This window comes from Cobetia sp. BL01 (genome assembly GCF_056493605.1).
Genome location: NZ_JBVBEE010000005.1, coordinates 1 through 25,986, shown reverse-complemented (window position 1 = coordinate 25,986; position 25,986 = coordinate 1). Strand labels below are relative to the sequence as shown.

Genomic DNA, 25,986 nt, shown 5'->3' with positions numbered 1-25,986 from the left:
GCCTGGCAGGGGAGGGACATCTCGCCCCTGCCGGCTCAGTGTCATGACAGGAAAACCCGCTTCGGCGGGTTTTCCTGTCTCTGCACGACTGACACGCAGGTCTGACCCTTTGTGGGACAGCAACAGGAGAGAGGCCCAGTGGCTGATCTACGCTATCTCAAGGGCTACGGCCCCGAGATCCAACAGCAGGCGAGTGAACTGCTGGCGTCGGGCAAGACGGCAGCCTTCTTTCTCGCTAGATATCCCGAGCCTCATCAGCTGCAGGGGGCCCGTGCGCTGCATGACTACACCATGGCGCTGAAGAATCAGTACCTGCGCAGCTCGGCGCCGATCAGCAAGGTGATCTATGACGACCGGATTCACGTCATCGACAACGCCCTGGGGCTGCACACCTTCGTGTCGCGGGTGCAGGGCAACAAGCTCAAGGCCAAGCACGAGATCCGCATCTCGTCGCTGTTTCGGCGCCTGCCGGAGCCGCTGCTGAACATGATCGTGGTCCATGAGCTGGCGCATCTGCGCGAGAAGGCCCACGACAAGGCGTTCTATCGACTCTGCTGTCACATGCAGCCGGAGTATCATCAACGTGAGTTCGAGCTGCGTCTCTATCTCTGTCACCGTGAACGTCACGGCGATCTCTGGTAGTCACGGCCAGTGCTGGGAATCACGACCCGTTCTGGCAGTCACGATCAGCTCTGCTGGCCACGCGAGTGGCTCACCACACCAGCTCGTATGAAAGACGAATGACAAGGACGTCATGCCCTCCAGGGTATCGGCGCCACTGCAAAGGATCGTTTTCGGATGCTCAATCTCGCTGCACTGTTCATTACCATCACTGCCGTGTGCATGTGGTTCAACCACCGGGTCCTGCGCCTGCCCCCGACCATCGGCGTGATGGCCATCGGTCTGGTGCTGTCACTCGGCGTGATCGGACTGGATCACTTCGCGGTGACCACCGTCGTGGCCGACATCGCGGAAGACTGGCTGGGGCGCATCAACTTCAACAGCCTGCTGATGGACGGCATGCTGTCCTTCCTGCTGTTCGCCGGTGCGCTGCACGTGGATCTCTCGCGTCTGAAGGCCTATCGCCGCTCCATCGGCCTGCTGGCCACGCTGGGCGTGCTGGTCTCGACCCTGGTGATCGGCTCCGCCGCCTGGTGGCTGTTCCAGTGGGCCGGCATCGAGGTGCCCTACCTGTATTGCCTGGTGTTCGGCGCGTTGATCTCGCCCACCGACCCGATCGCCGTGCTCGGCATCATGCGCAGCGCCGGAGCGCCTGCCGACATGGAGATCCGCATCGTCGGCGAGTCACTGTTCAATGATGGCGTGGCGGTGGTGCTGTTCACCGCGCTGTTGAGCGCGGCCTCGGCGGGCAGCGGTGAGGTCGAGCTCGGCCACATGGGGCTCCTGTTCCTCGAGGAAGCCGGCGGCGGGATTCTGCTCGGTCTGGCACTGGGGGCGCTGGTCTATCAGCTGATGCGCAGCATCGACCAGTATCAGGTCGAGGTGATGCTGAGCCTGGCGCTGGTGTTGGGCGGCTACGCGCTGGCCTCGGCGCTGCACGTCTCCGGCCCCATCGCGATGGTGGTGGCGGGGCTGATCATCGGCAACATGGCGCGTGATGGCGCCATGTCCGACAACACCCGCCGCTATCTGGACGGTTTCTGGGAGCTGGTCGACGAGATCCTCAACGCGGTGCTGTTCGTGCTGATCGGTCTCGAGCTGGTGCTGATGCCGATCACCCTGACCTCGATCGGCATCGCCCTGGCGCTGGTGGCGGTCATCCTGCTCTCGCGTCTGGCGCTGATCGGCATTCCGCTGAGCATCTTGCGGCGCTGGTATACCTTCCGGGCCGGCACCACGCGCGTGCTCACCTGGGGGGGACTGCGTGGCGGCATCTCGGTGGCACTGGCCCTGGCGATTCCCGAAGGTGACTTCCGCGAGCCGCTGGTGGTTACCACCTACATCATCGTGCTGTTCTCGATCCTCGTGCAGGGCCTGAGCATCGGCAAGCTGGTGACCGCAGTCGTCGGGGATCGCCGTCATTCGCAGGAGTCGAACGACCAGCATTGAGTCAGGGCCTGCCAAGAGAAACGCCCCCTCACTGACAGCAGTGAGGGGGCGTTTTCGTTGCTGTCGAGAGAGGCAAGCCAAGGGCATCGCAATGGCAGGTCAAAGGGCAGCCAGCCCCCGGGCAAAGACGCCGCTGAGCGGCTTGGCCTCGCCGCCCGGTGCCGCGCGGGTGACGGCGGGCTGGCGCATCAATGTCAGCAGCAGATCCCGTCCCGTCAGTAGCGGGTCGACCACCGGCAGACCGATATCCCGAGCGATGGCGTCGCGCAGCGGCCCCATCGCGGCGCAGCCCAGCACGATGCTGCCGGCACCGCTCGCCCTGGCCTGCTCACAGCTCTCGAGCAGCGCCTGCGGGGGAGTGCGTGCCTCGGACAGCGCCAGTACCGGGACGTCACAGGCCAGCAGCGCCTTGCACAGCGGACGCATCGCATAGCGCTCCAGCAGCTGCTCGGACATCGGCAGCGTGCTGGTCATGCTGGTGACGATGGCAAAGGAGGGTGCCGCCAGCGTGGCCATGTGCATGGCGGCCTGGGCGATGCCGATCACCGGCACGGGGCTCAGTTCGCGGGCGGCCTCAAGGCCGGGGTCACCGAAGCAGGCCAGCAGATAGCCATCGGCGGGGGGCGTGTCCAGCAGGCCTTCCCGGTCCCGGGCGATCAGACTCAGCAGCGCGACCACCGCCATGGCTTCCTCGACGGCCGTCTCGATGCTGGGGGCGCCATGCTCTGCGGTCAGTACCTCGAGTCGGACGTCGTCCGCGAGCTGTCGTTGCAGCGAGTGCGCCATCTGCTGGCTCATCGCCTGGCTGGTGTTGGGATTGATGACCTTGAGACGCAACATGGCGCGTGTCTCCTGTGATGAGGTTCGGCTCGCGGGGATGGGTGAGACGTTCGAGCAGGATGGGCAATACGTGAGCAGCATTCGTGCCAGACGGGCAATCACCGCTTCAGCAACGTTCGTTTCATCGTTGGTGCGCCCTGGTGGTGCATATGGCGAATTCAGGGGGAATCGATGGTGCTTGAGGGGGCAGCGATTTCGGCTTGAGAGGCACTACTGGCAGGAGGTGCAGGCAGAGCGGGGGTTGGGGGAAACGCTGGGAGATTGAAAAGCCGCAACATGTGTTTCATTGGCATGCTTGTTGATAGGGGGATAGGCATGGCGAGGCGTGATGCCTCGTGACCGGCCCACGGACGGAACGTCCACTCGGGCACCAAGCCCCCTCTGGAGACAACAATGACACCCCAGACTCCCCCTGACCTGAGCAACGCCAGCAAGCGGCTCATCAACGACGACCTCGCGCCCTGCGAGCAGAACTGGAACTGGTACAACATCTTCTCGTTCTGGATGTCCGACGTGCACAGCGTCGGTGGCTATGTCTTCGCCGCCAGTCTGTTCACCCTGGGTCTGGCCAGCTGGCAGATTCTGGTCTCGATGCTGGTGGGGATTCTGGTGGTGCAGGTGTTCGCCAATCTGATCTCGCGGCCCAGCCAGCAGACGGGGGTACCGTTTCCGGTGGTCTGCCGCCAGTCCTTCGGCATCTATGGCGCCAATATCCCGGCGATCATCCGCGGGCTGATCGCGGTGGTGTGGTACGGCATCCAGACGTATCTGGCGGCACATGCCTTGATGCTGGTGCTGCTGCGTTATGTGCCGTCGCTGGAGGGGCTGACCGAGGTCCAGTACCTCGGCCTCTCGCAGCTTGGCTGGTACTGCTTCCTGTTCATGTGGGTGCTGCAGGCGCTGGTGTTCTGGTGGGGCATGAACGCGGTGCGCCGTTTCATCGATTTCGCCGGGCCGGCGGTCTATGTGGTGATGTTCGCGCTGGCGGGCTGGATCGTCTGGCAGGCCGGCTGGGACAACATCAGCTTCACGCTGGGCAGCAAGACACTCTCCGGCAGTGATGCCCTGTGGCAGATGGTGATCGCCGCGGCCCTGGTGGCGGGCTACTTCGCGGGTCCGACGCTCAACTTCGGTGACTTCTCGCGTTACTGCGCCACGCCTGGTGACGTGAAGCGTGGCAACTTCTGGGGCCTGCCGGTCAACTTCCTGCTGTTTGCCGTCATCACCGTGGTAGTAGTGTCCGGCACCCAGCCCATCTTCGGCGAGATGCTGCATGACCCGATGGAGACCGTCGCGCGCATCGACAATGGCGTCGCGGCAGCGTTGGGTATCCTGACCCTGGTGCTGGCGACCATCGGCATCAACATCGTGGCCAACTTCGTGTCACCGGCGTTCGATTTCTCCAATGTGGCGCCGTCGCGCATCAGCTGGCGGATGGGTGGCATGCTCGCCGCCGTCGGCTCCATCTTCATCACGCCGTGGAATCTGTTCAACAATCCGGAAATCATCCAGTACACCGTGGGCATTCTCGCTGCGGCCATCGGCCCGGTGTATGGCGTGATCCTGTTCGATCACTACTTGATCCACAAGGGCGGCATCAACACCCGGGCATTGTTCACCGACAGCGCGCAGGGAGAGTATTTCTTCGAGAAGGGCGTCAATGTCGCGGCGGTCAAGGCGTTGCTGGCCTCCTCGGCGGTGACGCTGGTGATCAGCTTCCTGCCGCTGGGTGACGTCACCCACTTCACGCTGTTCATCGGCGGCCTGATGGCGGCAGGGCTGTATGGCATCTTCTCGGGATATTGGCTGGGAGATGCCGCCTCCGCGCGCATCTATGTGCCTGCTGGCTCACGCGGCAAGGTCGTCTGATCGCAGGCGAAAGGCGCGAGTCACGTCGAGACGCTCAGGGCCCGTACCTTCCCGGTATCGGGCCCTGAGTGCATCTCGCCGCCAGGACACGTGGCAGTAGCGTTGGCGGGACGCGAGCCGTCGGGATAGGGGGAGGCTGGCGGCAGGTGTAGCATGAGGCCATGCCCCAGCTTTCCGAGAGGACGTGCCGTGTCGTTCCATGATCACCTCATGCCATGCAGTGAGATGGAGGATGAGGAGTCTCGCCATTATCGGGCGCGACTCAATCATACCTTCGTGCTGTTCGCGATGGCGGGTCTGGCGTGCTTTCTGCTGTTCGATTACTTCCAGGTCCCTGACGCCTGGCCGACCCTGTGGCTCGGGCGCTTCCTGCTTCTCGGTGTCTGTGTGCTGTGTGTAACGCTACTGCGTCGGCAGCCACGTCGGCCCGACGATATCGCATTGCTCGGCGCCGTCTGCGCCAATCTGTATTTCTGCTTCGGCGCGACGATGATCCAGGATGCCATCACGCTATCGCTGTGGAACCTGAGCTTCTCGACCTCCATGCTGATCGCCATGCCGGCGTGGCTGGTGTGGGGCTGGCGGTACCAGCTGGTCAGCAGTCTGCCGTTGATACTGGGCTATCTGCCGCTCTTTCTATGGCTGAGCCCGCTCTCGCTCAAGGACCTTGCCGGCGCGGGAGGTGCCTACATGGTCGCGACGATGATCATGGCGCCGGCGCTGGCGCACGCCCGCAGCTCCACCTTCCTGCGTACCGTCAAGCTGCGCCGGGCACTGGAGGTGCGCAACGCCGAGCTCAGCCACATGAATCAGCAGCTGCTCACGCAGCAGCATGAGCTGGAATACCGTGCCAACCATGACCTGCTGACCAGTCTGCCCAACCGCCGCTGTGGTCTCGAGTTTCTCGACAGGACGTTGGCCGCCAGCCTGCGAGAACGCCGGTGTCTATCCATCCTGTTCGTGGATGTCGATCGCTTGAAGTACGTTAACGACACCTTTGGCCATCCCCAGGGGGACCGGCTGATCCAGTTGGTCGCCGCAGGCGCGGCACAGGCCGCGGGAGAGGAAGGGATGGCCTGCCGTCTGGGCGGAGACGAGTTTCTGGTCGTGCTGCCCGGGGCCTGCGACATGGCCAGTCAGCAGGCGGCGAATCAGCTGATGCATCACCTGGAGGCGCAACGTCTCGAGGAGCAGATCGCCTTTCCGGTCGAGGTGAGCATCGGGCGGGTCACGCATGACTCGGTACTGCAGGGCGAGATCAGCGTGCAGGATCTCATCCACATCGCGGATGATCGCATGTACCGCCAGAAGCGCGCCGGCCGGCATGCGGTGGTAAAGGGGAGCAATCAGCAGGCGTGAGCGGCGGGTTGTCATCGCCCGGTCATGGTCCTGTTATGGAGGCGTCATCGCACGCGGTCACTCTGGTCCGGCAATCCGGGGCGTAGCCATGTCTGTCTGCGCTCGCCGATCCCGAGGTGATTGATCAGAGGTAACTGACATGCCCGTGCCGCACTTCGCTCCCCCGTCTTCTCCGGCGTCTTCTGCAGAGGCGGCGCCACGGCATGCGTCACTCGGCCAGGTGCGGACATTGTTCATCTCGGACGTGCATCTGGGCACGCCGGACTGTCAGGCGGCGCTGCTCGCGAAGCTGCTGCGGCGCGTGCGCCCTGAGCGTCTGTATCTGGTCGGCGATATCGTGGATCTGCTGGCGATGCGCAAGCGTGCGGTGCTCGACAAGGACCAGCAGGCGCTGGTGGCGCGGGTACTGCGCCTGGCACGCAGTGGCTGCGAGGTCATCTACATTCCCGGCAATCACGATGCCGCCTTCCGTCGGCTCTGTGGCCTCAAGCTCCACAACGTGAGCATCGAGCGGCGCGCGATCCACACCACCGGCAGCGGGCGCCGCCTGCTGGTCTCCCACGGCGATGAATTCGATACCCATGTGCGCATCGCGCCGTGGCTGCTCACGCTGGGGGATGGCATGCACGGCTTCATCCTGTCGCTCAATCGCTGGTGCAACCGCGCGCGTGGCATGTTCGGTCTGCCTTACTGGTCGCTGGCCAGCGCGCTCAAGCGCCGCAGTGGCGTCGCCCAGCGCTACGTGGCCCAGTTCGAGGAGGCGGCCATGCGCCAGGCCCGTCTCGAAGGCCTGGATGGCTATGTCGGTGGGCATATCCACCAGGCGGGCTTTCGGGTCGAGGATGGCGTGCTCTACTGCAACGACGGCGACTGGGTAGAGCACTGCACTGCGCTGGCGGAAGATGGCGACGGCGCACTGCATCTGATCGACTGGCAGGGGCAGATTCTCGAAAGCGCCCCGCGTCATGTGATGCCGCGTCAGGCCGTGCCACCCGCCACCGAGGCCGTCACCCCCGAGATGGCCGGGGCCTGAGCCTCACCCCAGCCCGCTGATCGTCAGCATCCATGACAGGTAGAGTGGGATGATCAGCGGGGCCGCCAGGGTAGTCAGCATCACCGCGATCGCGCCCTTGGCCGGCTGGATGTTCAGCTCGATGGCCAGCACGACCACATTGGCGGCCATCGGCACCACCCCCAGCAGCAGCAGGACCTGCGCCAGTACCGGGTCGAGTGCGAACAGGCTGCCCAGCAGCATCACGCTGCCCAGACTCAGCAGCGGCCACATCACGAAACGCAGGGCAGTCGCGGCCAGGATGAAGCGCGGGTCGACCTCGCGCAGGCTTATGCCCCCCAGCGTCATGCCGATGATCATCATGCCCAGCACCGTGTAGCTGTACTTGAAGTAGTCGAGCCCCTCCATGACCGCCCCCGGCACCTGGAGCCCCAGCGTGCCGACCAGCAGTGCGGCCATGAAGGCGTAGATCAGCGGCAGCCGCGCGATCTTCACCAGACTTTGCTGCATCGAGAACTGCCCGCGCGCACTGACGTAGAAGCCCAGCGTGAACTCATACAGGGTGATGCCGAGCAGGCAGAACAGGTACTGGGTCACGCCTTCCGGCGGCAGCAACAGCATCGCGACCGGCAGGCCGAAGTAGCCGGTGTTGCCGGTGCCGGAAGAGAAGGCGAGCAAGGCGGCCTCCTGCGGCGGGAAGAACTTCGCGGCCAGTGGACGCACCAGCAGACAGATGAGGCTCGACAGCGTGAACAGGCCCAGTGTCAGACCCAGATCGCTCAAGGAGGGCTCGCCCAGCACCAGTCCGCGGAAGAAGGTCAGCGGCGCGATCACGTAGATCAGCAAGGTGGCGATGGGGCGTGGGTCGATGGCCAGCTTGCGGGCGCAAAGTGCGCCGATGGCAACGAAGGTGATCAGCATCCAGAGCGGTTGCTGCAGATCCAGGTGATCCATCACGGTTCCTTGTGAAGTGGGGCGGGGCGTGCGAGCCATCATGCCGTGAGTCATGTGCCGACGTCATCTCGAAAACGGCGCCCGCTCAGGCCGCAGGGAGGATGTGGCGCAGCAGGTGAGTCGGGTAAGGCGTTGTGGTTATAAAAAAGCAGATTCTTATATGAATGATATTGATGTTGAGGCGAAAACCTTTCATTGGCCGTGGATCGAGGCGCAGGTCATGATGCATGACATGCACCGTGCGCGTGCTTGTGTCATCAGCGCAGCGCCACACGGCAGCACGCACACCGCGACGTGTGCGGCACAAGAACATCAATGCCGGACACGACCGACCAGGAGGCCGCCCCATGAGCGCCAGCGAACACCCCTCAGGCATCAGTTTCGAGTTCTTTCCACCGAATACCGAGGTGGGACGTGAAAAGCTGATGGGTGTCCGTGACCGCCTGGCCGCGCTGGACCCGGCATTCTTCTCGGTCACCTATGGCGCTGGTGGCTCCACGCGTGAGCGCACCTTCAATACCGTGCAGTCCGTGCGCAGCAGCGGTATCTGCACGGCGCCGCATCTGTCATGTGTCGGCAGCGACCGTGGTGAGCTGCGCGAGATTCTCGGCGAGTATCGCGAGCAGGGCATCAAGCGCCTGGTGGCGCTGCGCGGTGATCTGCCGTCCGGGATGGGCGCGCGCAGTGAACTGCGCCATGCCAATGAGCTGGTGGAGTTCGTGCGTGACGAGACCGGCGATCATTTCGAGATCGCGGTGGCCGCCTACCCGGAGTGTCACCCGCAGGCTGACAACTACCGTATGGATCTGGAGAACTTCGCACGCAAGATGAATGCCGGGGCCGACATCGCCATCACCCAGTACTTCTTCAATGCCGATGCCTACTTCCACTTCGTGGAGCGAGCACGTGATCTGGGCATCCAGCAGCCGATCATCCCGGGCATCATGCCGATCACCAATTACACCAAGCTGGCGCGTTTCTCCGACTCCTGCGGTGCCGAGATTCCGCGCTGGATTCGCAGGCAGCTCGAGAGCTACGCCGATGACAGCGAGAGCCTCCAGGCCTTCGGTACCGAGGTGATCTCGCGGATGAGTCAGCGTCTGCTGGATGGCGGCGCGCCGGGTCTGCATTTCTATACCCTCAACCAGGCCGGGCCGTGTCTCAAGGTGCTGGAAAACCTGGGGATCTCTTCTCGCTGAGGTGTGCTCGCCCGGCGTGCGCGGCAAGTCATTGGCAGAATTGCATTGAATGTGACGTCTCTCGCCCTGAGGTCTGAGGGGTAGCCGCTTGCGACAGCGGCCCGCAAGCCACTCAAGGCGTCGGCAGTGGAGCCGGCCTCAGTGAAGGAGAGATTGCTCATGAATCACGAGACACAGCACACGGCATCCTTTGCGTCATCTACCAGAAAGCCCTTCAAGAGCGCCGCTGCGGTGGCGCTGGGTGCCTGGTTGTTCGGGGGTGTCGCCCAGGCGGCCACCGAGGTGGAAATGCATCGTGTCAGCAGTGACGGGGTGGGCGAGACCGTCGGTAGCATCATGGCCGAGGACACTGCTGATGGTCTGCTGCTGACGCCGAAGATCGAAGGGCTCGAAAGCGGCATCCATGGCTTCCACCTGCATGCCAATGCCAGCTGCGAACCCGCCGAGAAGGACGGTGAGGCCGTGGCCGGTGCCGCGGCAGGTGGCCACTTCGACCCAGAGGAGACCGGCACCCACCAGGGCCCGTATGGCGATGGCCACCTGGGCGATCTTCCGGCGCTGAGCGTCGATGCCGATGGCAAGATCTCGCTGCCGGTGTTGGCTCCGCGCCTCAAGGAGAGCGATCTCGGCGGTCATGCGCTGATGATCCACTCTGGCGGTGACAACTACACCGATACGCCCAAGCTGGGCGGTGGCGGCTCGCGCGTTGCCTGCGGCGTGGTCAAATGAAAGCCGTGCCCTGCTGACGGCCAGTCGAGCTGATACGCAAAAGCCCCGCCATCTGGCGGGGCTTTTTCATGCAGCAAGCATGGATGCCACGGGGGGCTCGCGATATCACATGCGGTCAGTGCCGCTTGCCGGGGTCCAGGATACGCACCGGCTGGACCTCATCACTCGCGGGCTCGTCGCGTGGCGCGTTCACGCGCGTGGACAGCTCCTCGAGGGTGGGCGGTTCCTCGATGGCCTGTTGCTCGAAGAAGTCACAGGACACGCAGTCACGGTAGCGTGTCTCGTTCTGCTCCCAGGTGCGCAGGCGGTCCATTGCTCCGCAGCGTGGGCAGACGGCACCCGCGATGAAGCGCTTGATGGTAGACATGGTGCCTCCAGTCAGGATCTGGTTGTGTCAGGCCGCTCGGCATCGGGCAATGCGAGCGTCAGGCGGACGATGCGCCATATGATACGCCCCCGACCGGCAAAGGTCAGGGGCGCAGGGACAGCGGTGTGTGATCAGGCTTGCGCCGTCATCAAGACCGGCGTCTGGGCGAGGCTCAGGCCGCCTGGGCACCGATACCGGAGTGACGCAGCAGGGCATCGACCTGCGGGTCACGGCCCCGGAAGGCGCGGAACAGCTCGGCGGCATCACGCGAGCCACCCTTGGCCAGTACCTCTTCCCGGAAGCGCTGACCGGTGGCGGTGTCGAAGACCGCGCTTTCCTCGAAGGCGCTGAAGGCATCCGCCGACAGCACTTCGGCCCACTTGTAGCTGTAGTAACCCGCGGCGTAACCGCCGGCGAAGATGTGGCTGAAGCCATTCTGGAAGCGGTTGAACTCGACTGCCGGGACCACGGCGACCTTGCTGCGTACCTCGTCGAGCAGCGTCTGGACATCGCCGGCGGACGGCGTGTCGAGCTCGTGATGCAGGCGGAAGTCGAACAGCGAGAATTCCAGCTGGCGGACCATGGTCATCGCCGCCTGGAAGTTGCGGGCTGCCTGCAGGCGCTCGAGCATGTCGTCGGGCAGACGCTCGCCGGTGTCCACGTGACGCGCGATCAGATCCAGCCCTTCACGCTCGTAGCAGAAGTTCTCCATGAACTGGCTGGGCAGCTCGACGGCGTCCCACGCCACGCCATTGATGCCGGAGACTTCGGCGACTTCCTGACGGGTCAGCATGTGATGCAGACCGTGACCGAACTCGTGGAACAGCGTAACCACTTCATCGTGGGTCAGCAGCGCCGGGCGGCCACCCACCGGGCGGGTGAAGTTGCAGGTCAGATAGGCGACCGGCAACTGCAGGCTGCCATCCTCGCGGCGACGACGCACGCGGCACTCGTCCATCCAGGCGCCGCCACGCTTGCCTTCGCGGGCATAGAGATCGAGATAGAAGCCGGCGATCGGCGTGTCATTCTCGATCACCTCGTAGTAGCTGACGTCGTCGTGCCACACCGGCACTTCACGCTGCTTGAAGGTGATGCCGTAGAGGCGATTGACCACCTCGAACAGCCCGTCGATGGCCTGCGGCGCCGGGAAGTAGGGGCGCAGCTGTTCCTGATTGATCGCGTAGCGTGATTCGCGCAGCTTCTCGCTGGCGTAGCCGACATCCCACGGTTGCAGGTCATCGATGCCGAGGCTTTCGGTGGCGTAGGCCGCCAGCTCGTTGAACTCTTCACGCGCCTGGGGCACTGCGCGGGTCGCGAGGTCCTCGAGGAAGCTGATGACCTGTGCCGGCGAGTCGGCCATCTTGGTCGCCAGTGACAGTGAGGCGTAATCGTCGAAACCGATCAGCCTGGCCAGTTCCTGACGCAGGGCCAGAATCTCCTCGATCACCGGACCGTTGTCGAAATCACCGGCGTTGGGACCCTTTTCCGAGGCGCGGGTGACGAAGGCGGTGTAGACCTCCTCGCGCAGCTCGCGGTTGTCGGCGTAGCTGAGCACCGGGAAGAAGCTCGGGAAGTCCAGGGTGATGCGATAGCCTTCCAGCCCCTTGGCCTCGGCGTTGGCCTTGAGCGCCGCGAGGCCGCTTTCCGGCACGCCCGCCAGCGCCTCTTCCTCGACATCCTTGTGCCAAGCCTGGGTGGCATCCAGCACATGGTTGGAGAAGGTGTTGGAGAGTTCGGACAGGCGCGCCTGGATCTCGCCATAACGCTGCTTCTTGTCCTGGGGCAGATCGACACCGGCGAGACGGAAATCGCGCAGACTGTTGGTGATCGCCTTCTGCTGGGCTTCATCGAGGCTTGCGAATTCGTCGCTGTCCGCAAGGCGCTGATAGGCCGCAGCCAGATCGCTGTTCTGACCCACCCAGGTGGAGTAGGCCGACAGCTTGGCCAGACAGGCCTGATAGGCCTCGCGCAGCTTGGGGGAATTCATGGTCGAGTTGAGGTGCGAGACCGGTGACCAGGCCTGACTCAGGCGGTCGCCCAGCGCTTCCAGCGGCGCGGCGAAGTTGTCCCAGCGCGTGTCGTCGCGGGTGGCCTCGATCAGGCGCTCGATCTCCTGCTGGTTGTGCTCCAGCAGTTCGCTGATCGCGTCTTCGACATGCTCGGCCTTGAGGGTGTCGAAGGGGGGCAGAGTGTTGCGTTCCAGCAGGGGATTGATCGACATCGTGTACCTCGCGTCATTCGGGTGGGCGGCAGCGGTGAACGGTAAAGGAAGACTGGCGCATCGGAGGCGCCACGAGAACGGTGTCACCGTCGCCGCGGGGATACCTAGAATGTGAGGCCTTGGCGCGTGTTATTCAATCTATCGACCCGATAGGAGGCGGCCCGGACCTCTCCGCGTGGGACGCCCGAGCCGAGCCCGCATTGGCCCTGAACGACGCGGCTGCTATCTTGCAGCCCCTGATGAGCCTTCATTGACTATCGATTCTTCACCACGAGAGCAGACATGAGCGAAACCACCGAACGCTGGGGCAGTCGCCGCGCCTTCATCCTGGCCGTCACCGGCGCTGCCGTCGGGTTGGGCAACATCTGGCGCTTCCCGTACATGACGGGCGAGAACGGCGGTTCGGCCTTTCTGCTGCTGTACATCGGCTTCGTGCTGCTGCTGGGCCTGCCGGTGATGATGGCCGAGATCATGATCGGTCGCGCCGGTCGGCGCGGGCCGATGCAGGCGCTCGCCCATCTGGCGACCAGCGCTGGCCGTACGCCGAACTGGCGCTGGCTGGGCTTCTTCGGTGCCATCACCATGTTCTTCATCCTGTCGTTCTATTCGGTGGTGTCGGGCTGGTCGATCGAGTATCTGGTCGATTCACTGAAGGGGGACTTCAGCGGCATGAGCCCGCCGGAGATCGGCGCCTCCTTCGGTGCCTTTCTGGAAGACCCGGTCACCATGACCTTCAACCACACCGTCTTCATGCTGATGACCATGAGCGTGGTGGCCGCCGGCATCTCCTCGGGGCTCGAGCGTCTCAACAACCTGATGATGCCGCTGCTCTACGCGCTGTTGCTGGCATTGGCCGGTTACAGCATCAGCACTCCGGGCTTCGGTCCCGCCATCAGCTGGCTGTTCATGCCCAATCCCGACGCCATCACGCTGGACGTGATACTCAATGCCATGGGGCATGCCTTCTTCACGCTGGCGGTCGGCGCCTGTGCGCTGATGGCCTATGGCGCCTACATGCCGGAGCGCCAGAGTCTGCCGACGGCCGCGATCGCCGTGGCGGCGCTGGACATCGGGGTGGCATTGCTGGCGGGGATCGCCATCTTCGCGGCGGTGTTCAGTCAGGGGCTGGACCCGGCTTCCGGGCCCGGCCTGATGTTCGTCAGCCTGCCCATCGCCTTTGCCAATCTGCCGGGCGGCAGCCTGCTGCTGGCGCTGTTCTTCCTGTTGCTGCTGCTGGCGACCTGGACCAGCTCGATCAACATCGCCGAGCCCATCGTCGAGGTGCTGCAGGGCTGGGGAATGACACGTCGGCGTGCCGCGCTGGCGGTGGGTATCGCGGTCTGGGCGATGGGCCTGTTGTCGGTACTGTCCTTCTCGAGCCTCAAGGAGGTGCACCTGCTGGGCGAGATGAACGCCTTCGATGTGGTGACGACGATTCCGCCGGACTTCTTCCTGCCGATCGGCGGCCTACTGATCGCCATCTTCGCGGGCTGGATCATGCCGCAGAATCTGGCATTGGCGGGGCTGGGGACGTCGCGTCGTTTCTTCCGTCGCTGGCGATGGGTGCTGCGCTGGATCTCGATTCCGCTGGTGCTGGTCGTGCTGGGGTGGAGCTTCTTCAAGTAGGCCGTCAAGGGTTACGTGAGCAGGGCGTTTAGTCCTCGGGAGGGGCGGTGCCGCAAGGCGGGGAAATAAGCGTCGTCGAGCAAACCGCAACGCGATTCAGGCTGCCGCGCTATTGGCATCATGACGATGGGAGCAGTAGGCTGGTGGCCTAATTCAGGAGGCAAGGCATGAGCATTCGATCCTTCAAGGGCCTGACGCCGCGGCTGGGCGAACGGGTTTTCATCGACCCCAGCAGTGTCGTACTGGGCGATGTCGCCCTCGGTGATGACAGCTCGGTATGGCCACTGGCCGTGATCCGCGGCGACATGCACCGTATCCGTATCGGCGCGCGTACCAGCGTGCAGGACGGGGCAGTGCTGCACATCACTCACGCCAGCGACTTCAATCCGGGCGGCCATCCGCTGGAAATCGGTGACGACGTCACCATCGGCCACAAGGCCGTGCTGCACGGCTGCACCATCCATGACCGCGTGCTGGTCGGCATGGGAGCCATCGTGATGGACGGTGTGGTGGTGGAGGATGAGGTCATCATCGCGGCGGGCGCACTGGTGCCGCCTGGCAAGCGTCTCGAAGGCGGGCATGTGTATGCGGGCAATCCCGCGCGTGCGCTGCGTCCCATCAAGGACAGCGAGCGTGAGTTCTTCACCTATTCGGCGGTGAACTACGTCAAGCTGAAGGATCAGCATCTGGCTGAGGATTACGCCGGCTGAACCTCCTTCAAGGAGTTCCCCGAGCGCAGCAATGAGCACTCCCCCGTCGGCCCAGGCTGGCGGGGGAGTGCGCGTTTCGGGGGCTGTATTTCCCGAGCGTTGACGGTGGAGGCAGCATCTGCATTCACAAACCCGGACAAGCCATTGTTTTTCATGAAATGCTTGCGTCATAATCTGGACATATATCCAGTGCCAGCGTGTGGTGACTGGTCCAGTGACATCGTCGAGGGCTCGCGACCCGTATCTCATGGCCAATTTTCGTACCCATATCACCGTGGCAGCCTTTGCCGGCGGTATCGTGGCGGCGGCCGGCTGGCAAGGCGGCCTGTGGTCGCTGGCGGAGGGTGTGCCGCTGGCGAGCCTGACGACCTTCGGTGGCATCCTGCCGGACATCGACTCCGACAACTCGCGCGCCATCCGTATCCTGTTCACGCTGTTTGCGGTGCTGGCGACCATGGCCTGCGTGCTGCTGCTTCAGGACCGCCTGCTGGCGGGGCCGCTGATGATGGCGGGCGGCGCGACCTATCTGGGCGTGCGCTATGTGGCCAGCGCCATCTTCAAGCGTTTCACCGTCCATCGCGGCATCTGGCACTCCCTGCTGGCCTCATTGCTGTGCTCGCTGGGCGTGACGGCCGCCAGTCTGCATCTGCTCGGCCAGAGCGAGGAGCAGGCCTGGTGGCAGGGCGCCGCCCTGTTGTTCGGCGCCATGATCCATCTGTTGCTGGATGAGATGTACAGCGTCGACATGGTCGGAGCGCGTCTCAAGAAGAGTTTCGGCACTGCCTTCAAGCTGTTCGATTACCGCGAGCCGGGCAACTCGCTGGCGATGGTGGCGGTGATCGCCGCGATGACTCCCTGGCTACCGCCGCTGGCGGTGCTGGTGGACATCATGCACCTGCAGGGACCGCTGTCCGTCTTCGGCGCCAGCCTGTCTCGCCTGATGGCCGGTGTCTGACACGACGGCTACCTCTCCCGCAGCCCGCCTTGCGCTTCAGCGCCGGTAGGGTTCGGCACTCAGGCCATGCTTCTTGAGCTTGTCGTAAAGTGTCTTGCGCGGCAGTCCCAGTCGCTCGCAGGCCATCACGACCTGTCCGCGGCACGCGGCCAGCGCGTCACGGATGAGCGCGGCCTCGAAGGCCTCCATGCGTGTCGGCAGTGCCTGCCCTTCGGTTGCCTGGCTGACGCTCTCTTCCAGTGACATCTCCGCCTGCAGGCTGCGTTGTTCGGCGGACGCTCCCGGCGGCTGCCCCTCCGCCATGCTGTCGCCGATATTGCCCTCCAGTCCCCCCAGCAGCACATGACGCTCCGCACAGTTTCTCAGCTCACGCACATTGCCCGGCCAGTCATGGTCGAGCAGCGCCTGCAGCGTACGCGAATCCAGCGGCGGAACCTCCAGACTGGTGCGCTCGCTGGCCAGAATGGCGAAGTGTCGAAACAGCTGCAGGGTATCCTCGCGATGCTCACGCAGTGGCGGTAGATACAGCGTGACGACGTTCAGGCGGTAGTAGAGGTCTTCACGAAAGTCGCCGGCGCTGGCCGCTTCACGCAGGTCACGCTTGGTGGCCGCGATGACGCGGATATCGATGGGGCGCGGTGTATTGCTGCCCAGTCGCTCGATACTGCGCTCCTGAAGGACACGCAACAGCTTGATCTGCAACGACATCGGCATGGACTCGATCTCATCGAGAAACAGGGTGCCGCCGTCGGCGTGTTCCAGCTTGCCGATCCGGCGCTCGCTGGCGCCGGTAAAGGCCCCCTTCTCGTGGCCGAAAAGCTCCGACTCGATCAACGTCTCCGGCATGCCGCCACAATTGAGTGCCACGAAGGGCTTGCTGGCACGGAGACTGCGCTCGTGCAGACAGCGGGCCACGCGATCCTTGCCGGCTCCGGTCTCGCCGTACAGCAGGGTATCGGCATCCACCGCCGCCAGCCGTGAGACCTGGGCATCCAGGCGCTGAATCACCTCGCTGCTGCCGACGAGGCGCGGCCCGGCGCTGTTGCGCTGGGTATCCAGCTGCTCGCGCAGTGAGCGGTTCTCCAGCGCCAGACGTCTGGCGGCCACCGCACGCCGCACCCCGTCCAGCAGCCGCTCACGATCGAAGGGTTTCTCGATGAAGTCCCAGGCGCCGCCCTGCATGGCGGAGACGGCGGTATCGACATCGCCATGCCCTGTCATCACGATCACCGGCAGCTCGTCATCCAGCTCACGGGCGGCGCGCAGCAGGCTCAGACCATCCATGCCCGGCATGCGGATGTCGGTGATCACCACGCCCTCGAAGGGGGCTTCGGTGTTCAGGATCTCAAGCGCTTCCTCGGCACTGGCCAGCGGCCGGGTGAGGTAATCGGCCAGCATCAGGCTCTGGCTCAGGCTGTCGCGTAGATGAGGTTCGTCATCCACGACCAGCACCTGCATGTCAGCATTCGTGACATCACTCATGACGGCTCCTGTGAATTGGCGGCGGCGGATGGGGAAAGGGGCTGTGAGGGCGTGCCCGACGCCGGCAGCGTCAGCCGGAACAGTGCGCCCCCCAGCGGTGAGGGATGCGCCTCGAGGGTGCCGCCGAGATCCGCCACGATACGCGCGCTGATCGACAGCCCCAGCCCCAGTCCCTTGCCATCGGCGCGCTGGGTATAGAAGGGTTCGAAGACTCGCGTCAGCTGGGCTGGCGCAAGCCCCGGGCCGTTGTCATGCACTTCCAGCACCACTTGCGTGCCTTCACTGCCGGCTCGTTCATGCAGGTTCAGCTGGAGGCAGGCTGGCGCTGACGGCCTGTCAGCCAGCGCATCCAGTGCATTACTGAGCAGATTGACCAGTACCTGCTCGAGGCGTACCGGTTCGGCGCGCACCCTGGGCAGGGCGGTGCTCTGCTCACGCGTGATGTCGACTGCCTGGGCATCACTGCGTGGCTGCAGCAGGCGCAGGGCATAGTCGAGACTGGTGGCGAGGTCGACCGCTTCCAGGCGGTCACCACTCTTGCGCGAGAACTGGCGCAGCTGGGCGCTGATCTCGCCCATGCGCTGGGTCAGCTCGGTGATCTGGCGCAGGTTGCTCTCGACCTGAGGTGTCTGGGCACGGGCGAGGAAGGCGCTGGCATTCTCGGCATAGGCGCGGATGGCGGCCAGCGGCTGGTTGAGCTCGTGGTTGATGCCGGCGGCCAGCTCGCCAAGCACTGCCAGCTTGGCGAGCTGGATCAGTTCATCGCGGGTCGCGCGCAGCTCACGCTCGGCGCGGGTGCGTTCCTCGACTTCCGCGCTCAGGCGCGCATTGCTGGCAGCGAGGTCACGGGTGCGCTCGACCACGCGTTGCTCGAAGGCATCGCGTGCCTGGGCGAGAGCCTCGGCCTGGGCGCGCCGCTCGCTGACATCGAAGACCGTCACCAGCCAGCGCGGGCCATTGGGGCTCGGTAGCGGGGCGCAGGACAGCTCCAGCGGCACGGCCACTCCGCTGCGCAGGCCATGCACTTCCAGCGGCCCGATCGGGCGGGGGCGGGTCAGGTGGTCCAGCAGCGCACGCTCGGCCGGCAGGAACAGTTCGCGCAGGTCACGCCCTTCGCGTGCGCTGGGCTGCCGGGGGCTGTCGTCCCGTGAGGCATCGGCGCTCAAGGGCGAACCGAACAGCGCCACGGCGGTAGGATTGAGGTACACCAGGTGAGCACGTTCATCGAGGATACACAGCCCCGCCTGAGTGCGGTCGATGATGCCCCGCACCCGTTGCTGACTGGCGGCGAGCGACTGTCGTTCACGTTCGGCGAACAGACGCCGCTCGCGCAGGATGCGCAGCCGTTGCCAGCCCAGCCCCGCCAGCAGGCACAGCAGTACGTAGCCACCGGCGGCCAGTCCGGCGGCTTGCCAGATGCTGCCGCGCAGCGGGGCCAGTGGCTTGAGCACATGCAGGCGCCAGCCGATGTCCGGCAGCGGGCGTGACAGGCTCAACCAGGCGTGCTGCCAGAGATCGCCCGGCGTCAGTTGCAGCAGCTCGACCGTGGTGACAGCGTCGAGACGCAAGGGCGGCTCGGGCGTCGACAGATCGGACAAGGCTTCACGGTGATAGAGCCGCAGGGGGCGCAGGCGTTGATTGGCATAGCGCTGGGTGTCGAGCAGCCGGTTGCGGGTCTCGTCACTGAGGGGGTCCAGCGTGCGCAGTACCCGGTCGGGCTGACTGGCGATGAAGATTACGCCGTGCGGGTCGGTGACCATGATGTCGGCATTCTGATCCAGCCATGCCGCTTCCAGCGCGGCGATCTGCACCTTGGCCACCACCACGCCGCGCCGCCCGCGGGGACTCACCACGCTGGCGCTGAAGAAGTAGCCACGCTCGCCGGAACTGGTCCCCAGCCCGTAGAAGCGTGCTTCGCCGCCATCGATGGCGTCCTTCCAGTAGGGGCGGAAGCGATAGTTCTGGCCGATGAAGGTGGATGCCGAGCGCCAGTTGCTGGCGGCGATGGTGGTGCCGACGTCGTTGACCAGGTAGAGGTCGGACACCTTCGCGAGCGCGCGCATGCGATCCAGCCGTTGATTGAGTGCCATCTCGGCGCTGGGGTCATCGGGGGCATCAAGGAAAGCGCGCAGCTGATCGTTCTCGGCGACCAGCCGTGGCAGGTAGGCATGCTGACTCAGTTGACCACGCAGGCTGGCGGCGGTCAGGCGCAACTCGTTGTCTGCTTCATGGGTCAGGCGCTCGAGTGACTGGCTGCGCGCGACGGCCACCGCCTGCCAGACGCACAGCATCAGACCGATCGGTAGCACGATCGCCAGCAGCAGACGCCAGTGGTGAGGCAGACGCGTGTCCTTCATCGGCAGGCCTTCCTGGGCAAGGGCTCAAGGGGAAGGGGGGGAGCGGCCACCCTCACTGATCCATCAGCGTTGCACCCTCAGCGCTCCGGCATGGCCTGGGCACGGCGCAGGGCACGCTGTGCACGGGTTTCGGCGCGCTCCAGCTCCAGCAGTGAATCCTCGACGAACACCAGGTGCTCGTGGGCCGCGTTGCGGGCGTCTTCGGCGCGTCCTTCCATGATCGCCTCGAACAGGGTGCGGTGCTGCTGGATCAGGCGCGGACGCGATTCGGGCTTCTCGAACAGGTGGCGCAGGTTGGCCACGATGCTCTTCTCCAGCAACTGGAACAGGCTGCGCATCGAGTGCAGCAGCACCACGTTGTGTGCGGCCTCGGCGATGGCGAGGTGGAAGGCGGCATCCGCGCCGGCTTCCAGTTCCGGATCACGTCCCTCGAAACTCTTCTCCAGCGTCTCGAAGCATTGACGCAGCATCTCCTTGTCGGCCGGGGTGGAGCGCATGGCAGCGTAATAGGCGCTGATGCCTTCCAGGGCGTCGCGAAACTCCAGCAGGTCGAGATTGAACTCGGAGTGCCGACCCAGCAGCGCACTGAGCGGGTCGGACCAGGCGCGCGCCAACTCTTCGGACACGTAGGTGCCGCCACCCTGACGTGAGGTCAAAAGCCCGCGCGCCGCCAGCTTCTGGATGGCTTCCCGTACGGACGGTCGCGAGACCTCGAACTGCTCGGCGAGGGTGCGCTCCGGAGGAAGCCGCTCACCGGGCTTTAGACTGCCCTCGAGAATCATGCTCTCGAGGCGTTCGGTGAGCACATCGGCGATACGGGGTTGGCGGACGGGGGCGTAACGCATGGAAGTGTCCTTGCGGCAGGAGTGAAAGGTGGCGCCGAGTGCTGCAAGCCGGTGTGCGGCATGCAGAAGAGGCGCGACCGAGGATCAGTGTGGCGTGTGGCGACTTCGCGCTACAGCCGACATTGGTCTTACCAATATGTATGACAACCACGCCTCGCGTGGCTGATTGGGATTGCCAACAATTGGTAATACCAATTTTAAAGGGCGATGGTGCTTTGACCAATGTCTAGATATCAGGCAGCTCATGATGTTTGACCGCCATGAGGGCGACGCCTAGATTATGCCGAGGTGCAGCAAGGTAAATTGGTATGACCAATTTATGTGAAGACCTGACCAGAGGGTGCGCCAACCCCGAGTGCTTCACTGCTGTGCCCGACAACAATCACAACAATTCGCCTGCGGAGTTTCCGTCATGTCCGAGCCCCTCCTGGCCTTGCTGGCCTTTGCCCCCATTCTGCTGGCGGGCATCCTGCTCGTCGGCCTGCAATGGCCCGCGCGCCGCGCCATGCCATTGGTCTTCCTCGTCACCGCTGCCATCGGCTATTTCGTGTGGCAGATGTCGCTGACGCGCATTCTGGCCTCCACGCTGCAGGGACTGATGGTCACCGTCTCGGTGCTGTGGATCATCTTCGGCGCCATCTTCCTGCTCAACACCCTCAAGCATTCCGGGGCGATCGCGGTGATCCGTGGTGCCTTCACCACCATCAGCCCGGATCGGCGCGTACAGGCGATCATCATCGCCTGGCTGTTCGGCAGCTTCATCGAGGGCGCTTCCGGCTTCGGGACGCCTGCGGCCATCGCGGCGCCGCTGCTGGTCGCCATCGGCTTCCCGGCGCTGGGGGCGGTGATGGTGGGCATGATGATCCAGTCGACGCCGGTATCGTTCGGTGCGGTGGGCACGCCGATCGTGATCGGCGTGAACGCGGGCCTCGACAAGGCCAGCCTCAGCGAGCAGCTGCTGGCGAATCATTCCAGCTGGGAGGCCTTCCTGCAGCTGATCACCTCGGAAGTCGCCATCGTGCATGGCATCGTCGGCCTGCTGATGCCGCTGTTCATGACCGTGATGATGACGCGCTTCTTCGGCGCGAAGAAACGCTGGAGTGAAGGGCTGTCGATCGCACCGTTCGCGCTGTTCGCCGGGCTGTGCTTCACGCTGCCCTACGTGGCGGCGGGAGTCTTCCTCGGCCCGGAATTCCCGTCACTGATCGGTGCCCTGGTCGGCCTGATCATCGTGGTACCGGCGGCGCGTGTCGGTTTTCTGCTGCCGAAGGACAGCTGGGACTTTCCGCCCGAGGCCGAATGGCCCAGGCATTGGCTGGGCGACCTGACGCTGGAGCGTGATGAGGTCGAGATGGCCGCCGCCGGCAGACGTCCTCTACCACTGTGGCTGGCATGGCTGCCCTATGGCCTGATCGCGCTGCTGCTGGTCGCCTCGCGCGTGTCGGGCGACGTCAAGGCGTGGCTGGTCAGCGTGCAGTTCAGTGCCACGGACCTGCTGGGGGCCAGCGGTGTGTCGGGGTCGATACAACCGCTCTACCTGCCGGGCGGCATCATGGTCTTCGTGGCACTGATCACCCTGATGCTGCATCGCATGCAGACGCGTCAGCTGGTGGCGGCGGCCAGTGAATCCTGGCGCACGCTGGTCGGGGCCGGATTCGTGCTGGTGTTCACCATTCCCATGGTGCGCATCCTGATCAACTCCGGCGTCAATCTGAACGACCTGGCCTCGATGCCGGTAGTGATGGCGGACGTGGTGGCTGACAGTCTTGGTCAGGCGTATCCACTGTTCGCGTCCGGCATCGGCGCGCTGGGGGCCTTCATCGCCGGCTCCAACACGGTCTCGAACATGATGCTGTCCCAGTTCCAGTTCAATGTCGCTGCCCAGCTCGGGCTGTCGGGAGCGCTGATGGTGGCGCTGCAGGCGGTCGGGGCGGCGGCCGGCAACATGATCGCCATCCACAATGTGGTGGCGGCCTCGGCGACCGTCGGCCTGCTGGGGCGTGAGGGACGCACCCTGCGCATGACGGCGATTCCGACGGCTTACTATCTATTGGCTTCTGGCGTGCTTGGCTTGCTGGCGTTCCACTTGCTGGGCCTGAGTGACCCATTGCTCAAGTGACAGAGCCTTTTCGTGATGCCGCCCTGACTGACATCCACACCGTTTTTTCAAAAAGAGATTGGCCATGACTGCTCCTGACGCCATTGCACGAGATGCCTTGAGCGAGACCCCATCGGCGACTGAGCGTGCAGCTGCCTATCTGGCATTGCGCGAGGCGCTGGCATTGCACATTCCCGCTGAGCGCTTGATTCATGACGCGTTGCGGACGCTGGCCTACGGCACGGATGCCAGCTTCTATCGTCTGGTGCCGCAGCTGGTGGTGCGCGTGCATGACGAGCAGGAGCTGGGACATGTGCTGCGCGAGTGTCGGGCGCGCAAGCTGCCGGTAACCTTCCGGGCGGCCGGGACGTCGCTGTCCGGTCAGGCGCTGACGGATTCGGTGCTCATCCAGCTGGGCGGTGAGTGGCGTGGGGCGCAGGTGCTGGAACAGGGCAGTCGCATCCGTCTGCAGCCGGGGGTGATCGGCGCGCGTGCCAATCAATTGCTGGCCCCCTTCGGGCGCAAGATCGGCCCGGACCCGGCCTCCATCAACAGCTGCATGATCGGTGGCATCGCGGCCAACAACGCCTCCGGCATGTGCTGCGGCACGGCACACAACAGTTATCGCACCGTGGAGGACATTCGCGTCATTCTCGCCGATGGCACCTGCCTGGATACGGCGGTGCCGAAGAGCGTACAGGCCTTCCGGGCAAGCCACGCTGGCCTGCTGGCAGCGTTGGAAAGGATGGCCTGCGATGTGCGGGCGGACCCTGAACTGGCGGAGCGCATTCGCCACAAGTACCGCCTCAAGAACACGACCGGCTACAGCCTCAATGCGCTGGTCGACTATGCCGATGGTCTCGAGATCCTCAAGCATCTGATGATCGGCTCGGAAGGCACGCTGGGCTTCATCGCCTCGATCACCTATCGCACGGTGATCGAGGAGTCGCACAAGGCGGCGGCGCTGGTCTACTACCCGAACATCGATGCGGCCTGTCGCGCCACCATGCTGCTCAAGACGGCGCCGGTCGCGGCGGTGGAGCTGATGGACCGCGCGGCGCTGCGCTCCGTCGAGGGCGCGCCGGGCATGCCGGAGGTGCTGCGCACCCTGCCGGAAGCGGCGGTCGCGCTGCTGGTGGATGTGCGCGGCGCGCATCAGCAGGAGCTGGAGGCGCGCATGGCGGAGGTCGCCCGCGTGCTGGAAGGCATCGAGACCTGTGAAGCGTGGGCCTTCACCCAGGATGCGCAGCGCTATGCGTTGTACTGGAAGATCCGCAAGGGGCTGTTTCCGGCGGTCGGTGCGGTGCGTGACCTGGGGACCACCGTGATCATCGAGGATGTCGCCTTCCCCATCGAGCGGCTGGCGGAAGGGGTCGGGGCGCTGACGGAGGTCTTCCAGCGTCATGGCTACTCCCAGGCGATCCTGTTCGGCCACGCGCTGGAAGGCAACCTGCATTTCGTCTTCCCGCAGGGCTTCGAGCGTGAAGGCGAGGTGGAGCGCTATCAGGCATTGATGGATGACGTCGCACGGCTGGTGGGGCAGGAGTACGGTGGTTCGCTCAAGGCCGAGCATGGCACCGGTCGCAACATGGCACCTTATGTAGAGCTTGAGTGGGGCAAGGAGGCCTACGCCCTGATGTGGCGTATCAAGGAGGCTTTCGACCCGGACAATCTGCTCAATCCGGAAGTCATCCTGACGCGCAATTCCCGTCTGCATCTGGAGAACCTCAAGCCTCTCCCGGCAGCAGACCCGCTGGTGGATCGCTGCATCGAGTGCGGATTCTGCGAGTCGGTCTGTCCGTCGAAGAATCTCAGCCTCACTCCACGTCAGCGCATCGTCATCCGGCGTGAGATCGCACGACTCGCCGCCCTCGATATACCGACGGACGAGCAGCGCGCTCAGCTGGCGGCGCTCAAGAAGAATTACGCCTATCAAGGCATGGAGACCTGCGCGGGCGATGGTCTGTGTGCGACCCAGTGTCCGGTCGGCATCAATACCGGGGATCTGATCCGCGGTCTGCGCCACGAGGAGAACGCCGGTGCCGATCATCCGGGCAAGGTGAAGGTGGCGCACTGGGCCGGCGAGCACTTCACCCATGTCACCAGTGGCATGCGCGGTGTCTTGCGCCTGGCAGATGGGCTGCATGGTGTGGTCGGTACGCGCAACATGCGACGGCTGACTCAGGCCGCCCGCAAGGTCTCCGGCGACAGGGTGCAGCAATGGACCCCCAGCATGCCGGCCGCCGCTCCGCGCCCCTATCTCAAACGTCTGGCGCAGCCATTGGGGCGCAACGAGACGCCCAATGGGCATGTCGTCTATTTTCCGTCCTGTGCTACGCGTGTCTTCGGGGTCGCCACTGACGACATCGATCCGCGCAGCGCCACCGAGATGGCGCTGGCCCTGATGGACAAGGCGGGATTCGAAGTCGTTCTGCCCAAGGGAGTGGATGCTCTGTGCTGCGGAATGGCCTTCCAGTCCAAGGGCCAGTTCGAGGCCGGGGATGCCAAGGCCGCCGAGTTGGCAGTCGCGCTGGTGGAAGCGAGCGATGGCGGGCGTCTGCCGATCTTCTGTGATACCAGCCCGTGTCTCGCCCAGGCACAGGCCTACGCACGTGAACATCTCGAGGTATCGCTGACGCTGGTCGAGCCGGTGCAGCTGGTGCTCGACTATCTATTGCCACACCTCTCGATCACACCGCTCAAGGCAAGAGTCGCGGTGCATGTCACCTGCTCCAGTGTTCGCATGGGCTTGGCGGAGCGTTTCGTGGCACTGGCGCGCCAGTGTGCGACCGAGATCGTCGTGCCGGAAGAGATCACCTGCTGTGGTTTCGCGGGAGACAAGGGCTTCGCGACACCGGAGCTCAATGCTTCGGCGCTGAAAGGGCTGAAGGACGTGGTCGCCGACTGTGACTATGGTGTCTCCAACTCGCGCACCTGTGAGATAGGGCTGAGTGAGCACTCAGGGCTCAGTTATCAGTCGATTCTTGGCCTGGTGGAGCGTGCCTCGGCATCAAGGCAAGGATAGAGGGCAAGGATAGGGAGAAGAGGGAGTGTGACGCTCCGTGACAGCGTGATGACAATCTCTTGAAAAAGCCCTTGTGCTCACGCCGAATCGTGCGTAAAGTACGCATCCGCTGCCGGGGACGCATGGCGTTACCAGCGGTGAAAGAGGTTTGCAGGTGGTTGTTTTATTTGATGTTTTTGAAGTCCGCTTCCAAGTCATCGATTGACAATCCCGGGCGATTCGCTAGAATACGCCGCACTCCTTACGGAACAGGTGATCGGGCAACGCC

19 protein-coding genes are annotated in these 25,986 nt (G+C 64.4%); 12 read left to right on the top strand and 7 right to left on the bottom strand.

The genetic code is table 11. From position 1 onward, the window contains the following. Nucleotides 1–138 precede the first annotated feature (138 nt). Nucleotides 139–642, top strand: a complete 504-nt coding sequence (locus ACZYGA_RS10750; protein WP_176493854.1) for a M48 metallopeptidase family protein — start codon at nucleotides 139–141, stop codon at nucleotides 640–642. 156 nt (nucleotides 643–798) lie between these two features. Beyond that, nucleotides 799–2,070, top strand: a complete 1,272-nt coding sequence (locus tag ACZYGA_RS10745) for a cation:proton antiporter (protein WP_191236389.1) — start codon at nucleotides 799–801, stop codon at nucleotides 2,068–2,070. A gap of 99 nt (nucleotides 2,071–2,169) precedes the next feature. On the opposite strand, the gene ACZYGA_RS10740 is transcribed toward ACZYGA_RS10745, so the two are convergent. Continuing rightward, on the bottom strand, nucleotides 2,170–2,910 hold the full coding sequence (locus ACZYGA_RS10740) for an aspartate/glutamate racemase family protein (protein WP_479399159.1): 741 nt from the start codon (nucleotides 2,908–2,910) through the stop codon (nucleotides 2,170–2,172). A 393-nt stretch (nucleotides 2,911–3,303) separates the two neighbouring features. Here ACZYGA_RS10740 and ACZYGA_RS10735 point away from each other — a divergent pair, with 393 nt between their 5' ends. From ACZYGA_RS10735 to ACZYGA_RS10725, 3 genes are all read left to right on the top strand, one after another. Further along, the gene (locus tag ACZYGA_RS10735) at nucleotides 3,304–4,779 is read left to right on the top strand and encodes an NCS1 family nucleobase:cation symporter-1 (protein WP_479399158.1); all 1,476 of its coding nucleotides are present in this window, start codon (nucleotides 3,304–3,306) and stop codon (nucleotides 4,777–4,779) included. Nucleotides 4,780–4,989: 210 nt separating this feature from the next. Next, entirely contained in the window at nucleotides 4,990–6,138 is a 1,149-nt protein-coding gene (locus ACZYGA_RS10730; protein WP_170212646.1) for a GGDEF domain-containing protein, read from the top strand. A gap of 139 nt (nucleotides 6,139–6,277) precedes the next feature. Next, a complete protein-coding gene (locus tag ACZYGA_RS10725) occupies nucleotides 6,278–7,171 on the top strand; it encodes a UDP-2,3-diacylglucosamine diphosphatase (protein ID WP_176493856.1) in 894 nt (297 codons plus the stop codon). A 3-nt stretch (nucleotides 7,172–7,174) separates the two neighbouring features. Here ACZYGA_RS10725 and ACZYGA_RS10720 read toward each other — a convergent pair whose 3' ends face one another. Continuing rightward, entirely contained in the window at nucleotides 7,175–8,104 is a 930-nt protein-coding gene (locus ACZYGA_RS10720) for an AEC family transporter (protein WP_077379953.1), read from the bottom strand. Nucleotides 8,105–8,451: 347 nt separating this feature from the next. On the opposite strand from ACZYGA_RS10720, the gene metF reads away from it, so the two are divergent. Both metF and sodC read left to right on the top strand, forming a co-directional pair. Continuing rightward, complete coding sequence (gene metF, locus ACZYGA_RS10715) at nucleotides 8,452–9,303, top strand: methylenetetrahydrofolate reductase [NAD(P)H] (protein ID WP_077379955.1); 852 nt, start codon at nucleotides 8,452–8,454, stop codon at nucleotides 9,301–9,303. A gap of 159 nt (nucleotides 9,304–9,462) precedes the next feature. Next, a complete protein-coding gene (gene sodC / locus ACZYGA_RS10710) occupies nucleotides 9,463–10,032 on the top strand; it encodes a superoxide dismutase family protein (protein WP_084207737.1) in 570 nt (189 codons plus the stop codon). 115 nt (nucleotides 10,033–10,147) lie between these two features. On the opposite strand, the gene ACZYGA_RS10705 is transcribed toward sodC, so the two are convergent. Beyond that, entirely contained in the window at nucleotides 10,148–10,399 is a 252-nt protein-coding gene (locus ACZYGA_RS10705; protein ID WP_077379959.1) for a YheV family putative zinc ribbon protein, read from the bottom strand. Between the two features lie 172 nt (nucleotides 10,400–10,571). Next, nucleotides 10,572–12,620, bottom strand: coding sequence for an oligopeptidase A (gene prlC, locus ACZYGA_RS10700; protein WP_479399156.1), 2,049 nt, complete (start codon nucleotides 12,618–12,620; stop codon nucleotides 10,572–10,574). A gap of 282 nt (nucleotides 12,621–12,902) precedes the next feature. On the opposite strand from prlC, the gene ACZYGA_RS10695 reads away from it, so the two are divergent. From ACZYGA_RS10695 to ACZYGA_RS10685, 3 genes are all read left to right on the top strand, one after another. Beyond that, a complete protein-coding gene (locus ACZYGA_RS10695) occupies nucleotides 12,903–14,246 on the top strand; it encodes a sodium-dependent transporter (RefSeq protein WP_479399155.1) in 1,344 nt (447 codons plus the stop codon). 167 nt (nucleotides 14,247–14,413) lie between these two features. Continuing rightward, entirely contained in the window at nucleotides 14,414–14,956 is a 543-nt protein-coding gene (locus ACZYGA_RS10690) for a gamma carbonic anhydrase family protein (RefSeq protein WP_077379965.1), read from the top strand. Nucleotides 14,957–15,203: 247 nt separating this feature from the next. Beyond that, complete coding sequence (locus ACZYGA_RS10685) at nucleotides 15,204–15,911, top strand: metal-dependent hydrolase (RefSeq protein WP_077379967.1); 708 nt, start codon at nucleotides 15,204–15,206, stop codon at nucleotides 15,909–15,911. 36 nt (nucleotides 15,912–15,947) lie between these two features. Here ACZYGA_RS10685 and ACZYGA_RS10680 read toward each other — a convergent pair whose 3' ends face one another. The 3 genes from ACZYGA_RS10680 to ACZYGA_RS10670 form a co-directional block, all read right to left on the bottom strand. Continuing rightward, nucleotides 15,948–17,393, bottom strand: coding sequence for a sigma-54-dependent transcriptional regulator (locus ACZYGA_RS10680; protein WP_479399154.1), 1,446 nt, complete (start codon nucleotides 17,391–17,393; stop codon nucleotides 15,948–15,950). Next, nucleotides 17,390–19,750: an ATP-binding protein gene (locus ACZYGA_RS10675; protein ID WP_479399152.1), complete on the bottom strand. Its 2,361-nt coding sequence runs from the start codon at nucleotides 19,748–19,750 to the stop codon at nucleotides 17,390–17,392. Before ACZYGA_RS10675 ends, ACZYGA_RS10680 begins: the two co-directional genes overlap by 4 nt. Before the next feature lie 77 nt (nucleotides 19,751–19,827). Then, a complete protein-coding gene (locus tag ACZYGA_RS10670; protein WP_077379971.1) occupies nucleotides 19,828–20,595 on the bottom strand; it encodes an FCD domain-containing protein in 768 nt (255 codons plus the stop codon). Nucleotides 20,596–21,007: 412 nt separating this feature from the next. On the opposite strand from ACZYGA_RS10670, the gene ACZYGA_RS10665 reads away from it, so the two are divergent. Then, nucleotides 21,008–22,714, top strand: coding sequence for an L-lactate permease (locus ACZYGA_RS10665; protein WP_271302782.1), 1,707 nt, complete (start codon nucleotides 21,008–21,010; stop codon nucleotides 22,712–22,714). Nucleotides 22,715–22,778: 64 nt separating this feature from the next. After that, nucleotides 22,779–25,718, top strand: coding sequence for an FAD-binding and (Fe-S)-binding domain-containing protein (locus ACZYGA_RS10660; protein WP_479399150.1), 2,940 nt, complete (start codon nucleotides 22,779–22,781; stop codon nucleotides 25,716–25,718). Nucleotides 25,719–25,986: the final 268 nt, after the last annotated feature.